Raw genomic sequence first — 14,998 nt, 5'->3', positions numbered from 1 at the left:
GTCAACGACGTACACGGGTTCGAGGAGCGGTCACAGTGCAGCGCTGGCGTGGCTTGGAGGACATCCCGCAGGACTGGGGACGCGGCGTCGTCACCATCGGGTCCTACGACGGGGTGCACCGCGGACACCAGCTGATCATCGGGCGGGCCGTGGAGCGCGCCCGCGAGCTGGGCGTGCCGTCCGTCGTGGTCACCTTCGACCCGCACCCCAGCGAGGTCGTGCGCCCCGGCAGCCATCCGCCGCTGCTCGCCCCGCACCACCGGCGCGCCGAACTGATGGCGGAGCTCGGCGTGGACGCGGTACTGATCCTCCCCTTCACCAGCGAGTTCTCCCAGCTCTCCGCGGCGGAGTTCGTGGTCAAGGTGCTGGTCGACAAGTTGCACGCCAAGCTCGTCGTCGAGGGCCCCAACTTCCGCTTCGGACACAAGGCGGCGGGCAACGTCGAGGTGCTTGCCGAGCTCGGGCGGATGTACGACTACGAGGTCGAGGTCATCGACCTGCGGGTGCGCGGCGAGGCGGGCGGCGGCGAGCCGTTCTCCTCCACGCTGACCCGCCGCCTGGTCACCGAGGGCGACGTCGAGGGCGCCGCCGAGATCCTCGGCCGGCCGCACCGCGTCGAGGGCGTCGTCGTGCGCGGCGCCCAGCGCGGCCGCGAGCTCGGCTTCCCGACCGCCAACGTCGAGACGCTGCCGCACACCGCGATCCCCGCCGACGGCGTCTACGCGGGCTGGCTCACCGTCCCCACGCCCTCGACTCCGCTCGATCAGGGGGGAACCCCCTGCGGCGAGCGGATGCCCGCGGCCATCTCGGTCGGCACCAACCCGCAGTTCGACGGCACCGAGCGCACGGTGGAGGCGTACGCCATCGACCGCGTCGGCCTCGACCTGTACGGGCTGCACGTCGCCGTCGACTTCCTGGCCTATGTGCGGGGCATGGCCAAGTTCGACTCCATCGAGGACCTCCTGGAAGCGATCGGCAACGACGTGAAGCGGTCCACCGAGCTGATCGAGGCGTACGACGCCGGGCGCTAGGCTCCGGCGCCGACCGCCGCCGCCCAATGGCAGGCGACCCGCGCCGCCGTGCCGCCCGCGAGGACCGGCAGGTCCTGAGTGCGGCAGTGGTCCGCGACGCCCGCCCGGTCCGCCTCGCCCGAGGCCAGGACCTGGCAGCGGGCATGGAAGCGGCAGCCGCCCGGGACGCGCGAGGGGTCCGGGAGCTCTCCGCTGAGCACCACCGGATCGCCCGGCGACTCCGGCAGGACCGACAACAACGCCTGGGTGTACGGGTGTTGAGGGTGCGTCAGAACGTCTTCGACGGGTCCCGTCTCCACGATGCGGCCCAGATACATCACCGCCACCCGGTCCGCGATGTTCCACGCCAGACCCAGATCGTGGGTCACCACCAGCGCGGACAGGCCCAGTTCGTCCCGCAGACGCAGGAGCAGCGCGAGGATCTCGCCGCGCACCGACGCGTCCAGCGAGGCCACCGGCTCGTCGGCGACGATCAGTTCGGGGTCCAGGACCAGCGCGCCCGCGATCACCACGCGCTGGCGCTGGCCGCCCGACAGCTCGTGCGGGTAGCGCAGGAAGAACCGCTCCGGGGGCCGCAGTCCGGCCCGGGACAGCGCCCGGGCCACCAACTCCCGCTCGTCGCCCGGGAATCCATGGATGCGCAGTCCCTCGGCGACCGCGTCGTACACGGTGTGCCGGGGGTTGAGCGAGCCGCTCGGGTCCTGGAGGACCAACTGCGCCCGCCTGCGGTACGCCTTGAGGGCGCGGGCGTGCCGGCCCAGAGGGCTGCCGTCGAAGGCCACCGTGCCGGCGGTCGGGGCGACCAGGCCGAGCAGGGCGCGGGCGAGCGTCGTCTTGCCGCAGCCCGACTCGCCGACCAGGGCGACGATCTCACCCCGCCCGACGGTGAGTTCGACGCCGTCGACCGCCCGGGCAGGCGGGGCGCCGCGCCGCCCGGGGAAGGTGACGTGCAGCGCGGACGCGGCGAGCAGGGGGGCCTCGGTGGTGGTCATGCGGTGCTCCTCGACAGGGACCCGGCGTGCACACAGGCCGCCCGGTGCTCGGGGCCGGCCTCGCGCAGCGGCTGGTCGTCCGAGGCGCAGACGCCGAGCGCGACCGGGCAGCGCGGATGGAAGGCGCAGCCCGGCGGCAGGGCCGACGGGTCGGGCGGGTCGCCCGGCAGACCCCGGGGCGCCCGGCGCGAGGAAGGGTCGCCGATGCGGGGAAACGCGGCGGACAGGGCCTGACCGTAAGGGTGCCGGGCCGCGGTGTGGACCGCGCGCGCCGGGCCCTCCTCGACGATGCGGCCCGCGTACATCACCGCGAGCCGGTCGCAGGTGTCGGCGAGGACCGAAAGATCGTGGCTGATCATCAGCAGACTGATGCCCGTCTCGGCCACCAGCCGCTCGATCAGCCGCAGGATCTGGGCCTGGATCATCACGTCGAGGGCCGTCGTCGGCTCGTCCGCGACGATCAGTCGGGGCGCGCAGGCCAACGCCATCGCGATCATCACCCGCTGGCGCTGGCCCCCCGACAGTTCATGCGGATAGGCCTGCGCACGCGCGGCGGGCAGCCCGACCTGTTCGAGGAGCTCGCCGACCCGGGCGCGGGCTCCCGCCGGGGTCGCCAGGCCGTGCAGCAGGATCGGCTCGGCGATCTGGTCACCGACGCGGTGCACCGCGTTCAGCGAGTGCATCGCCCCCTGGAAGACGATGGACGCCCCCGCCCAGCGGACCGCCCGCAGCCGCCCCCACCGCATCGTGAGCACGTCCTCGCCGTCGAGCAGCACCGAACCGCGCAGCACGGCCGACGCGGGCAGCAGCCTCAGGAGCGCCATCGCGAGCGTCGACTTGCCGCAGCCCGACTCGCCCGCCACGCCCAGCTTCTGGCCCGGCGCGATGGTGAGGTCCACGCCGCGCACCGCCGCCGCCCCGGTCCCGTAGGTGACGTGCAGGTCCCTGATCTCCAACAGGCTCATCGGACCCCCAGCTTCGGGTTGAGGACGGCCTCGACGGCCCGGCCGCAGAGCGTGAAGGAGAGCGCCACCAGCGCGATCGCGATGCCGGGGGGCGCCAGGTACCACCAGTGCCCCGAGGAGACCGCGCCCGCCTCACGGGCGTCCTGGAGCATCCCGCCCCACGACACCACCGTCGGATCGCCGAGCCCCAGGAAGGCGAGGGTGGCCTCGGTGAGGATGGCGTTGGAGATGCCGAGCGTGGTCTGTGCGAGGACCAGCGGCATCACGTTGGGCAGCACGTGCCGGGACATGATGTGCCGGTGGCCGCCGCCGAGCGCCCGGGCCCGTTCGATGTAGGGACGCGACTCGACCGCGATGGTCTGCGCGCGCACCAGCCGGGCCGTCGTCGGCCAGGACGTCACCCCGATCGCCAGGATCACCGTCCAGACGCTGTGTGACATGACGGTGGCGAGCACGATCGCGAGGACCAGCGTCGGCATCACGAGGAACCAGTCGGTGATCCGCATCAGCGCCGTGGAGAGCCAGCCGCCGTAGTGTCCGGCGAGGATCCCGACCAGGGTGCCGATCGCCACGCTCAGCGCCGCGGCCAGCAGCCCCACCGCGAGCGAGATCCGGGCGCCCCAGACCAGCAGGCCGAGCAGCGAGCGCCCGAACTGGTCGGTGCCGAGCGGGAATCGACCGCTCGGGGACTCCAGGGCGGTGCCCGGCGCACTGGTCACGCTCTGCACGTCCGCGCCGACGGTGAGCGGCGCCGTCAGCGCGATCAGCGCGATGACCACCAGACCCGCCAGCCCGTACAGACCGGCCCGGTGGGTGCGGTAGGAGCGCCAGAAACGGGCGAGCGAGTCGCGGCGGCGCGCCCAGGCCAGGGAGCCGCCCCGGTCGGCGGCGGTCGTCGTGGTCATCGGACCGGCCCCCCGTCGTACGTGGTCGTCATCGGCCCACCCTGGGATCGAGCAGCGGATACAGCAGGTCGGCGAGGAGGTTCATCACGATCATGGCGCCCGCGAAGACCACGAACAGGCCCTGCACCAGCGGCAGATCCGGCACGCTCAACGCCTGGTAGAACAGGCCGCCAAGACCCGGCCAGGAGAACACCGTCTCCACCAGGATCGAACCGGCCGCCACATGACCGAGGTTGATGAACAGCATCGTCACCGTGGGGAGCAGCGCGTTGGGCACCGCGTGGTGGCGACGCACCGCATCGTCGCGCAGGCCCTTCGCGCGGGCCGTCGTCAGATAGTCGCCGCCCATCTCGTCGAGCAGCGAGGACCGCATGACCAGCAGGGTCTGCGCGTACTGCACCGCGACCAGGGTCAGCACCGGCAGCACCATGTGGTGCGCCACGTCCAGGACGTACCCCATACCGCTCGTGTCGCCCGACTCCATGCCCCCGGTCGGGAAGAGGCCCGGGACCGGGCCCGCGCCCACCGAGAACGTGATGATGAGCAGCAGCCCCAGCCAGAACGAGGGCACCGACCACAGGGTGAGCGCCAGCGAGGTGTGGAACCGGTCGCCGAGGCCGCCGCGCCGCCAGGCCGAGCGGGTGCCGAGCCAGATGCCGAGCGCCGAGTACAGCACGACGGCCGTGCCGGTCAGGAGCAGCGTCGCCGGGAGCTTCTCGGCGATGAGCGAGCCGACCGGCGCGTGGAACTGGTAGGAGGTCCCCAGGTCCCCGGTCAGCGCCTTGCCGCAGTAGTCGGTGAACTGCCGCCACAAAGGCAGGTCGAGCCCGAACTCGGCACGCAGATGGGCCAGTTGCTCGGCCGAGACCTGCCGGCCGTGGGTCATGGTGCGGACCGGGTCGCCCGGGATGATCCGGAACAGGAAGAAGCTGGTCACGAGGACGGCGGCCAGGGAGACCACCGCTCCCGCCAGCTTGCCGCCCACGTAGCGCAGATAGCCGAGCACCGGGCCCGAGGCCGCGCGACGGCGGCCGTGCGTTTCGGTGACCGCCTCGGCGACCACCGCGGGGGTGTCGGCCGAACTCGCGGTGGTCACCGGCTACTCACGGTCGTCCGCGCCGGCCCGGCGGCGCAGCACGAGGAAGGAGGCGAGCCCGGCCAGCACGATCGCGCCCGCGACGATGCCGAGGACGACGCCCGCCGAGGAGCCGCCGCCCGACTTCGCCGCCGAGCCGGCCGCCGGCACCGCCGACCACCAGCTCCAGTAGCCGTCCTGACCGTAGATGTTGCCCGCGGCCTCGGGCATCGTGGTGATCGACTCGATCTGGTCGGTGCGGTACGCCTCGACCGCGTTGGGGTACGCCATGACGTTCATGTACCCGGTGTCGTACAGCCGCGACTCCATCTGTTTGACCAGGTCCGCCCGCTTGGCGGTGTCGTACTCGGCCAACTGCCGCGCATAGAGCTCGTCGAACCGCCGGTCGCAGATGAAGTCGTCCGTCTGACCGGTCGCCTTCGGAGTGGCGGGCAGCGCCGCGCAGGTGTGGATGGACAGGACGTAGTCCGGGTCGGGGTTGACCGAGTAGCCGTCCAGGGCCAGGTCGAACTCGCCCGCCGTCCACGGGTCCGTCACGTTGTCGACGCACCCCACCTCCAGGCCGATGCCGAGCTTGCCCCACCACTCCTGGAGGTACTTGCTCACCGCCTTGTCGTTGGGGTCGATGGCGTGGCACAGCAGCCGCAGATCGAGCGGTTTGCCGTCCTTGCCGACGCGCTTGCCGTCGGGCCCCGTCCGGTAGCCCGCCTCGTCGAGCAGTGCGGCCGCCTTCGCCGGGTCGTAGGCGATCTTCTGCTCCGGGGCCGGCTTCCAGAAGTAGTCGGCGAACCGGGGCGGGATGTAGCCCTCGCCCTCGGCGGCGTGTCCCTGGAAGACCTTGTCGACGAGCGCCTTGCGGTCGACGGCCGCGAACAGGGCCCGGCGCACCTTGGGGTCGAGCAGCGCCGGGTTGCCGTCGCCGAACCTCTTCCCGTCCCTGGACTGCGCGCCCGGGTTGGTGGCCAGCGCGAAGAAGCGCCGCCCGGGGGCGTCATTGACCTTGACGTGCGGTGTCGACTTCAGCGAACTGGCCTGTGCGGGCGACAAGTTGGAGACGAAGGACACCTCGCCCTTCTGGAGCGCCGCGACCGCCGCGTCATTGTCCTTGTAGTACGTGAAGACCAACTCGTCGAACTTGGGCGCCCCCCGCCAGAAGCTCTTGTTGGGCTTGAGCTTGATGTACTGGTCGACCTTGTAGTCGGTCAGGACGAACGGGCCGTTGCCGACGACGGGGAACGCCTGGTCGTTGTTGAACTTGCTGAAGTCGCCGACCTTCTCCCAGACGTGCCGGGGCACGATCGGGACGTCCAGGGCCGTCATCGTGGCCTGGGGCTTGGAGAGTTCGATGACGAGCGTCGTCGGGTCGGGCGCGGTGACCTTCTTGAAGTTCGCGATGAAGCTGCCGTTGGCGGTCGCCGCGCCCTTGTCGTTCATCATCTTGTTGAACGTCCAGGCCGCGTCGTCGGCGGTGGTGCGCTGCCCGTCCGACCACTTCGAGTCCTTGCGGATCGTGTACGTCCAGGTCAGCTTGGAGGGAGAGGCCTTCCAGGAGGTGGCGAGGCCCGGAACGGCATGGCCGTCCTTGGGGTCGTAGTTTGTCAGGTACTCGTACATCAGCCGGTGCACACTGCTGCTGATCACCCGCTGGGCGAGGAACGGGCTCAGGGAGTCGACGCTCTGCGAGACCGCGACGGTGAGCACCCTCTGCCCGCCCTTGGCGTCATCGGCCGCCGCGCCCTGGGCGGGGACCACGGCCCCGGCCGCCAGGACGAGGGCGACGGCGCCCACGGCCGACAGGCGGCCGGGCCGCCACGGTCGCACGGTCTTGCGCGATGGAACTGTTCTTGCCATGGGACGGTGACCTCGCGTCATCACTCGCACGGAAAAGCAGGATTGATCGCAGGTGGAGCGCCGGGGAAGAGGAGGTGGCGGCCGGTGTGGGCGCAGGTCTACCAGCGGTGGTCTAGACGTGTCAACGGCGCCTCGCAGGCCATTTGGTCTGCGAAAACACCGAAGGGCCCGCACCGTGTGAACGGTGCGGGCCCCCATTGGTCGAGTCCTGTGACGCCCTACTGCTGAGGGGCTGACGGCGGCTGCGGGGCGTGCCCGCCGCCGTCCTCCGCCGGGGGCTGGGGCTGCTGCGGCTGCCAATCGGCGGGCGGCTGGGGCTGACCGGGGTAGGGCTGACCGGGCTGCGCCGGAGGCATCTGACCGGGCTGGCCCGGCTGACCCGGCTGGATCCCGTACGGCTGACCGGGGTAGGGCTGGCCCGGGTGCGGCTGACCCTGCTGCGGGAAGGGCTGCCCCGGCTGCGGCTGGTGCGGGAACGGCTGTCCCGGTGCGGGCTGACCCTGGGCCGGGTAGGGCTGGCCGGGGTAGGGACCCGGCTGGGCCGCGCCGGGCTGGGGCTGCGGCTGGGACTGCGGCTGACCGGGCGGGTAGGGCTGCCCGGGTCGCGGCTGCGGCTGGGCCTGGCCGGGGAACGGCTGGCCCGGCTGGGGCTGTCCGGGCTGCGGCTGTCCGGGGTAGGCGCCCGGCTGGCCCTGGCCCGGGAACGGCTGGGCGGGGACGGCCTGTTGGCCCGGCAGCGGCGGGGCCATGTGCGGCGGCGGGTTGAGACCGTCACCGGTCCACAGCCCCTGCTGCTGCTGGGCCCGTACGAAGTCCTCGGCCACCATCGCCGAGAGGTTGAAGTACGCCTCCCGGGTCTTGGGCCGCATCATGTCGAGGTCCACCTCGGCGCCCGCCGCCAGGTGCTCGTCGAACGGCACCACGACCACACCGCGGCAACGCGTCTGGAAGTGCTGGACGATGTCGTCCACCTTGATCATCTTTCCGGTCTCGCGCACACCGGAGATGACGGTGATGGAACGCTGCACGAGGTCGGCGTAGCCGTGCGCCGAGAGCCAGTCGAGGGTGGTCGAGGCGCTGGAGGCACCGTCCACCGACGGGGTCGAGATGATGATCAACTGGTCGGCGAGGTCGAGCACGCCGCGCATCGCGGAGTACAGCAGGCCCGTACCCGAGTCGGTGAGGATGACCGGGTACTGCTTGCCCAGGACGTCGATCGCGCGGCGGTAGTCCTCGTCGTTGAACGTCGTGGACACGGCCGGGTCGACGTCGTTCGCGATGATTTCGAGACCGGACGGCGCCTGCGAGGTGAAGCGGCGGATGTCCATGTACGAGTTGAGGTACGGGATCGCCTGGACCAGGTCGCGAATGGTGGCCCCGGTCTCCCGGCGCACCCGGCGGCCGAGCGTGCCGGCGTCCGGGTTGGCGTCGATCGCCAGGATCTTGTCCTGCCGCTCAGTGGCCAGGGTCGCGCCGAGCGCGGTCGTGGTGGTCGTCTTGCCGACGCCTCCCTTGAGGGAGATGACCGCGATGCGGTAGCAGGACAGGACGGGCGTACGGATGAGGTCGAGCTTGTGCTGCCGCTCGGCCTCCTCCTTCTTGGCCCCGAACTTGAAGCGCGCGGCTCCCGCGGCCGGCCCTCGACTGCTCTTCGGCTTCGGCTTGTTGTTGCGCAGCAGCCGGTCCGAGGACAGCTCGACGGCGGCCGTGTACCCGAGCGGGGCACCCGGCATCGACCGCTCCCGCTGGTCGTGTGCCACGGGCGAGGGCCAGGCGGCCCCGGCCCGGGGGTCGGCGGGTTGCGCGGCCTGATGCGGCTGGGGGTGGGCCGGCCCCTGAGCCTCGGACTGCTGCCACCGCGGGTCCGGCTGCCCGGCCATCCCGGGGTGACCCTGGGGACCGGGGTGGCCCTGCGGGTTCTGCGGACCGGGCATGGCGGGCACGCCCTGCGGGCTCTGCTGGTCCTGCGCGGCGGGCTGACCCTGCGCGTGGGGCTGGCCCTGCTGAGGGAAACCGCCCTGCGCGGGCGTCGGCGCGGGGCCGGGCTGGGCCTGGGGCTGGGGTGCGGCCGGGGGGTTGGTGGCCGGAGCGGGGAAGCCGTAACCCCCTTGCTGCTGGGGCGAGTTGGGGCCGGGGTGGCCCTGCGTCGGGGGTGCGGCCGGGGGGTTGGCGGCCGGGTTGGGGTAGCCGTACCCACCCTGCTGGGCAGCGGCGGCAGCGGCAGCGGCGTCGACCGGGGAGGTTCCTTGGTGGGGGAACCCATAACCCCCTTGCTGGGCTGCGGCAGCGGCGTCGGCGGGCGTGCCGCCCTGGTGGGGGAGGCTGTAATCGCCCTGAGGCGCAGGGGAGTTGGGCACCGGCGCCGGGGGCTGGGTCACGCCCTGGGGGGTCTGTGCTCCTTGCTGACCCTGCTGGGGGAAGCCGTAGCCACCCTGCTGCTGGGGCTGGGGCTGCTGCGGCCACGCGGGCGCCGGGGCGGCCGGGCCGGGGAACGGGCCCGGCATCGGCTGAGCCTGCGGCTGCGCCGGCCACTGCGCTGCGTCGGGGGGCGACGCGGGCTGGAACGCCGGCGGCAGCGGAGGCAGCCCGGGCTGCGGTCCGGCGGCGGCTGCCCACGGCTGCCCGACCGGGGGCGCGTCCTGGGGCTCGGGAGCGGGAACGGGCGCGTCCGGAACGGCGCTTACGGCAGGAACGGCGTCCGCGACCGGTGCGGCCTCCGCGACCGGGACGGCATCCTCGAACGTCGGGGACTGGCTCGGCGCCGCGTTGGTGGGCTCGGGTACGGCGTCCGTGGGTACCGCGTCGGCGGGTACGGCGTCCGCCGGGATGGCGTCGGTGGGCTCGGGCGTTGCGGGGGCCGGAGTCGGCTCGGGCGCGCGGTCGGTCGACGCCGTGTCCTGGAACGCCGGGACGTCCGATGCGGCAGCCGATCCCTCGGGTGCCTCGGGTGCCTCAGGCGCTTCAGCTGCCTCGGGCGTCTCCTCGGCCTCCCGCGGCTCCGCCGCCTCGGGCGTCCCCTCGTCACCGGCCGACGCCACGGACGTACCGCTGGACCGCTCACCGACGGAGTCGCCGGGTTCACCGGGTCCACCGGAGTTGTCGGGGTCGGTCGTGGCCGTCGCGTCGTCGGAACGCGATGCGTCCGGCGCCTGCGCGTCCGAGGTCTCCGCGGAGTCCCACGGATCCCACGCCGCCGGGTCTTCCGGCTCGTTCGAGCCGTCAGGGGCCTCGGAGTCCTCGGAGTTCTCGGAGGGCTTCGGGGCTTCGGTCGGGGCCGGGGCCGTCTCGGGGGACTGGTCCGCGGACACCTCGGCGGGGGCGGAACCCTCCACCTCGGGCGTCTCACGCGATGCCGTCACGGGCGCCACGGGCGTCACGACAGGCGGCTCACCCGCGCTCGCTACCGGGGCCGGGGCAGGGGCAGGGGTCGAGGCCGCCGCGGGCGCGGATTCGCCGCGTGCCGCGGCCGCCGCCGCTTCGAGCTGCTCGAACTCCCTCTTCAGCGCGGTCGGCGAGAACCGCATCGTCGCGCCGCTCTCGATGTCACCGTTGCCGAAGGCCCCGCCGTCGTCCACGGGGCGGTCGGCCTCCGGCGCGTGCGGGGCGGGGGCCGCCGGCACCGGGAAGACGGGCGGGGGAGTGGCCGACGCCGAGTGCGTCGGGGCCGGAGACGGCGGGGTGGCGGGCCAGTTCGGCTGGAAGCCGCCGGCCTGCGGAAGGCCGGGCACGTTCAACGGCGCACCGGTCGGCGGCGGGAGCGGCGGCAGCGCAGCCTCCGGGCCGCTCTGCTCACCGATGGGAGGAGGCGGGGCCGGGGTCGACGTGGGGGCGGGCGGGGTGTCCTGCGCGCCCTGGGTGTACCAGGCGGGCGGGGTGTAGTCGATGGTGAACTCACCCGTGGTTTCGGGATCGGCGTCGGACCGATTCTCGTCGCGCGCGTTCCCGCCGGTGCGGAACTGGTCCTGGTCGCTGTTCACCGGTTTCCTTTCGTTTCGCCTGTGACCGGGTGTAGGCCGTGGGTTTCCTTGGCATGTGCGAGCCGGGGTGGGGAAGCCCCTGTGCGATGGGCGCGGAGTCGTGCGCGGTCGCCCGCCCCTTGTTCCACCGCGAGCGCCGCGTCGTCCGGAACGTACGGACCGCGCACTCTCGCCGTGGAGTCCCTGCCCCCGGTCCGTCCCACCCTAATCGTCGGCAATACCGGCGCGGCAGGCCCGGCCGCCCCGAGGCCCTGTCCCTTTCGTCACCCTCGCCCCGCGAGAGGTGCCGAAGTAGCCGCTCAGGGGCGGAACGTAGGGGGCAAACCGGTCGCAACGGGTCAACTCGCTCCGCCGTTCCGCAGTTCAGTCGACCCGTCGGGCGTTCCCCAACAATCCGGTCTCGGTGTCGGTCGCCTGCGTCATCGCGAAGGAGCGGTCCCGCTCGTTGCACCACAGGGTGACGCCGTCGGCGAGCGTCGGAAGCGTTTCCTGTTCGGTGCGCGGCAGGTTCAGGATGCGGCCGAGCTGTCCGGCCTCGTCCGGCGAGACCCGTTGCACGCCGACGAGCCGTGCCTGCCGTACGAGCCGGGGCGCGACCGGGCTGACATAGGGCAGCAGGGTGAGCACCGCCCGCCAGGGCGCCGACACCACCCGCCCGCGCGGCGGACGCATCCCGCAGTCGCGCACCACGAGCACCGGCTCCCCGGCCGAGGCGCCGAGCGGGGGCACCCGGCCCACGTCGTGCACGGTCAGGCCGCTCTGGCTGGCGATGGCGTGCACCAACTGCGCCCAGGCGTCGGGCCGGCCGGTCTCCACCGCGACCCGCACCCCGGTCGCGGCCGCCCGCAGCGCGAGCACCTGCGCGGTCCAGAGCCCGCCGATCAGGACGATGTCGTACGCGGTGGGTCTGCTCACCCCGAGCACCGCGGGGCGCCCCTCGGTGTCCACCCCGGCGACCACCCCGTCGTCGCCGATGGGCAGGGCCAGGGTGTCCAGCTGCTCGGCGGACAGGGTGTGACGGCGGTGGCGGGGGCCGAGGAGGCCGAACCCGGTGCGCGGGGCGCGACGCGGGGCCGGCGTGGGAGCCGGCGGCGTGGGAGTCGTCGTGGTCATGAGCGGGCACCTCCGAACGGCAGGGTGGCGAGCATGCCGGGCAGTTGCTCGTGGTCCAACGGCACGAGCCCGGCCTTCGCCTCGCGCGCCGCTTGCTCCAACGCCCGGCGCGCCGCGTCCAGTTCGGCCTCGCCGCGGCCGGTCACCCGCAGATGGGCGCTGAGCCCGCTCTGCCCGGTGCCGACGGGTGTGAGAGTGAGGCTGAAGGTGGTGGCGAGCGCGGGAACCGCCGTCAACAGGGCCACGAGGTGCGGCAGTCCGCCGGTGGTGGAATCCGCGTCGATCCTGGGCCAGCGGCGCACCCAGTACGTGGTGTGCCGGCGGTTGTCGCAGCGCCAGGAGCGGCCCGACTCCTCGGTGCGCCGCTGGGGCGTCTCGGTCCGGCCCGCCTGCGCGGTGACCAGCGGATTGGCGCAGGCCGATGTGGCCACGGCGTCCGCCAGCTCCTCCTCGGTCAGCACCGTGGCGCGCAGGCCCGCCCCCGTGAGCCGGCTCGCCAAATGCAGCGCGGCGCGCGCCGCACACTTCCGGGCGCCTTCGAGACCGCCGCCGCGTGCGGCCACCGCCTCCGGGCACAGCAGCGGGTCGAGCTTCAGCGCGACCCAGGTGATGCGGACCGCGGGCGCGGCCGTCCGCGCGTGCAGGGGCGCGTAGTTGGTGACGGCCAGCGACTGCTGGGGCAGCCGCAGCGCGGGCGCGGGCTGGGTGTGCAGCACGATCTGCGCGGACTCCAGTCGGATGTCGTCCACCGCGAGCGCATCGCGCACCAGGCGTAGTGGAAGCGGGCGTTGGCCGCGCTCCGCGCGCAGCGCCGTCGCCTCCGACTCCACCTGGAGGACGACGGTGAGGAAGGTGCCGTCGCCGATCATTCCGATCGGCCGCCGGTCGCGGTCCCCGTGGCTGTAGGTGCGCAGAGCGGGATCGCACTCCACGGCCGGAGCAAGGCCCGGCAGGGTGCCGGGCGCGACGACCGCCGCTGCCGCGCGCCGCTGGCGGATCCGGAACGCCCAGGCGGTGCCCAGTCGTTCGGGCAGCGTGCGCCCCCGGTGGCGTACCAGCGCGAGCAGTACGAGGGCCGTCGCGACGACGCCCGCGGGCACGAGCGCCATCCTGTCGACCGCCCCTGCGGCGAGCAGCAGGGCGGCGGCGGACTCGATCAGCAGAAGTTGTTGCATACGAAACGAACCGAGGCGTCCGGAGCGCGACATGAGGTGCGGTGTCACCGCCCCGACACTGCCCGGCGAGGGCGTGCGACGCGGCGCGGAGGACGGCTCCGCGGGCGCACCCGAGCGCGGGTCCGCGCTGTTCGGGGTGCGGGAGCCCGCGCGCAGGCGTGCGCGCGTCCCTGTCGGCGAAACCATCTCCGAACCCCCCGGCCCCTCGAAAACCCCTGGCCAGTAGGGCCCTTGAGGACCCGGTCACCCTACCCGCCCCGGACGTACGATCACGTAACAGGCATAGTAGGGGGCCGGTCTGACAACGGCGGGCACGGGACGGGCTCCTTGGGAGCCTCCGGGGGACAACGGAGAACGCGGACACCCATGGCATCACGGCGGGACGAGCTCAACGCGTACACCTTCGCGAAGCGTCGCACGCTCGCGGCGTTCATCCAGCCCTCGCCGACGGGCTCGGAAGAGGGGGCTCCGCGTCCGCTGCGGGCCGTGCTGCCGGGCGCCGTCATGGCGGTGGTGCTGCTCGCCGCGTTCGGGGCGTGGGGGATGTTCAAGCCCACCGCGCCGCCCGGCTGGGACACCCCCGGCGAGAAGGTGATCATCGCCAGCAAGTCCACCACCCGCTATGTCGTCCTGACCACCGACGGCACCAAGGAGCTGCACCCCGTCCTCAACATGGCGTCCGCGAAACTCCTGCTCGATCCGGGCAAGGGCCAGGTCGTCAACGTGGACGAGTCCGTCCTGGACAAGGGCTCGCTGCCCCACGGCGCCACCCTCGGCATCCCCTACGCCCCCGACCGGCTGCCCTCTCCCGAGGAGGCCGGGGCCGCCAAACGCTGGGCGGTCTGCGAGCGCCCCGGCGACGGGGGCCGCGCCATCCAGAAGGCCGCGTTCGTCCTCGCCGACCGCGACCGGAGCCGCACGGACGGCGCCGAGCGGTTGACCGGCGGTGAGTTGATGTACGTCGTGGGAGCCGAGGACAAGACCCGCTACGTCGTCGACGCGCGGGGCACCAAGTATCCGGTCGGCTCCGACGAACTCCTGCTGCGCGCCCTGGTCGGCGCGGGCCGTGAACCCGAGAGGGTGTCCAAGGAGTGGCTCGACACCCTCCGTTCGGGTGACCCGATCGCCTTCCCCGCGGTCGAGGGAGCGATCGGCACGCCCGCCGGCGTCCCCGGCACGCTGCCCCCGGAGGCGAACCGGATCGGCATGGTCCTGCGGGCGCCCAACGGCGCGGGCACCCAGTACTACCTCGTCCAGCGCGGCAAGGTCTCGCCGGTCTCCGACTTCACCGCCAAGCTGCTCCTCAACAGCCGACAGCTCGGCGGCCTCCTGAAGACCGGCCGGGCGACGGAGACCAACGCCTCCCCCTTCACGCCCGAGACGAGCGAGTTCCCGGCCCGGCGCGACTGGCCGCGCGAGCTGCCGGTGGCCGTCAACGCCGCGGGCACCGCGGGCGGCAGCCGCAACACGGTGTGCGCGGTGCTGCGGGACGTCGACAAGAACACCGGCGCCACCACCCTGAGCACCTGGGCCGGCACCGACTTCCCCGCGCCGCTGCCCACCGGTTCGAGCAGCGCGTACGTGACCCCCGGTTCCGGCCAGCTCTTCCGCCAGATCCAGGGCTCCGAAACCTCTGCGGGCGGTGTCTTCCTGGTCACCGACACCGGCCTGCGCTACGCCATGCAGTCCAACAGCGACAGCGCCGACGGGGACTCGGGCGCGGGGCTGACCGCCGAGCAGCGCAAGCAGCGCGACCAAGAGGCCCAACAGGCCCAGACGCGGCTCGGCTACGCCAAGTCCGAGCCGGCCCCGATCCCGATCACCTGGTCCACGTTCCTGCCCACCGGACCCCGCCTGTCCACCGGGGCGGCCCGCCAGCCCCAGGGCTCCTGA

The 14,998-nt window shown here is 73.2% G+C and carries 10 protein-coding genes; 2 read left to right on the top strand and 8 right to left on the bottom strand.

From position 1 onward, the window contains the following. Window positions 1-35 precede the first annotated feature (35 nt). Window positions 36-1,031 (top strand): bifunctional riboflavin kinase/FAD synthetase, encoded by a 996-nt coding sequence (locus DWB77_RS10900; protein ID WP_120721073.1) that lies wholly within the window; start codon window positions 36-38, stop codon window positions 1,029-1,031. On the opposite strand, the gene DWB77_RS10895 is transcribed toward DWB77_RS10900, so the two are convergent. The 8 genes from DWB77_RS10895 to eccE all read right to left on the bottom strand — a co-directional run bounded on the left by DWB77_RS10895 (window position 1,028) and on the right by eccE (window position 13,105). Further along, window positions 1,028-2,023 (bottom strand): oligopeptide/dipeptide ABC transporter ATP-binding protein, encoded by a 996-nt coding sequence (locus DWB77_RS10895; protein ID WP_120721072.1) that lies wholly within the window; start codon window positions 2,021-2,023, stop codon window positions 1,028-1,030. The two genes, DWB77_RS10900 and DWB77_RS10895, sit on opposite strands and share 4 nt — an antisense overlap. After that, the gene (locus tag DWB77_RS10890) at window positions 2,020-2,988 is read right to left on the bottom strand and encodes an ABC transporter ATP-binding protein (RefSeq protein WP_120721071.1); all 969 of its coding nucleotides are present in this window, start codon (window positions 2,986-2,988) and stop codon (window positions 2,020-2,022) included. Before DWB77_RS10890 ends, DWB77_RS10895 begins: the two co-directional genes overlap by 4 nt. Further along, window positions 2,985-3,893 carry an ABC transporter permease gene (locus DWB77_RS10885; RefSeq protein WP_120721069.1) on the bottom strand — a complete coding sequence of 303 codons (909 nt, stop codon included), beginning with the start codon at window positions 3,891-3,893 and terminating at the stop codon, window positions 2,985-2,987. Before DWB77_RS10885 ends, DWB77_RS10890 begins: the two co-directional genes overlap by 4 nt. A 28-nt stretch (window positions 3,894-3,921) precedes the next feature. After that, window positions 3,922-4,956 carry an ABC transporter permease gene (locus DWB77_RS10880; protein WP_428985190.1) on the bottom strand — a complete coding sequence of 345 codons (1,035 nt, stop codon included), beginning with the start codon at window positions 4,954-4,956 and terminating at the stop codon, window positions 3,922-3,924. A gap of 36 nt (window positions 4,957-4,992) precedes the next feature. Continuing rightward, window positions 4,993-6,840 carry an ABC transporter substrate-binding protein gene (locus DWB77_RS10875; protein ID WP_120721065.1) on the bottom strand — a complete coding sequence of 616 codons (1,848 nt, stop codon included), beginning with the start codon at window positions 6,838-6,840 and terminating at the stop codon, window positions 4,993-4,995. A 218-nt stretch (window positions 6,841-7,058) separates the two neighbouring features. Next, complete coding sequence (locus DWB77_RS10870; protein WP_120721064.1) at window positions 7,059-10,817, bottom strand: SCO5717 family growth-regulating ATPase; 3,759 nt, start codon at window positions 10,815-10,817, stop codon at window positions 7,059-7,061. Between the two features lie 363 nt (window positions 10,818-11,180). Further along, on the bottom strand, window positions 11,181-11,930 hold the full coding sequence (locus DWB77_RS10865) for a hypothetical protein (protein WP_120721063.1): 750 nt from the start codon (window positions 11,928-11,930) through the stop codon (window positions 11,181-11,183). Then, the gene (gene eccE, locus DWB77_RS10860) at window positions 11,927-13,105 is read right to left on the bottom strand and encodes a type VII secretion protein EccE (RefSeq protein WP_342777943.1); all 1,179 of its coding nucleotides are present in this window, start codon (window positions 13,103-13,105) and stop codon (window positions 11,927-11,929) included. The genes DWB77_RS10865 and eccE overlap by 4 nt, the downstream gene beginning before the upstream one ends. A 366-nt stretch (window positions 13,106-13,471) precedes the next feature. Here eccE and eccB point away from each other — a divergent pair, with 366 nt between their 5' ends. Continuing rightward, the gene (eccB, locus tag DWB77_RS10855) at window positions 13,472-14,998 is read left to right on the top strand and encodes a type VII secretion protein EccB (RefSeq protein WP_120721060.1); all 1,527 of its coding nucleotides are present in this window, start codon (window positions 13,472-13,474) and stop codon (window positions 14,996-14,998) included.

This window comes from Streptomyces hundungensis, assembly GCF_003627815.1.
In the GTDB taxonomy this organism is placed as follows: Bacteria; Actinomycetota; Actinomycetes; order Streptomycetales; family Streptomycetaceae; genus Streptomyces; species Streptomyces hundungensis_A.
Note: the sequence above shows the minus strand (reverse complement) of the source record. Positions and strands in the feature narration are given on the sequence as shown.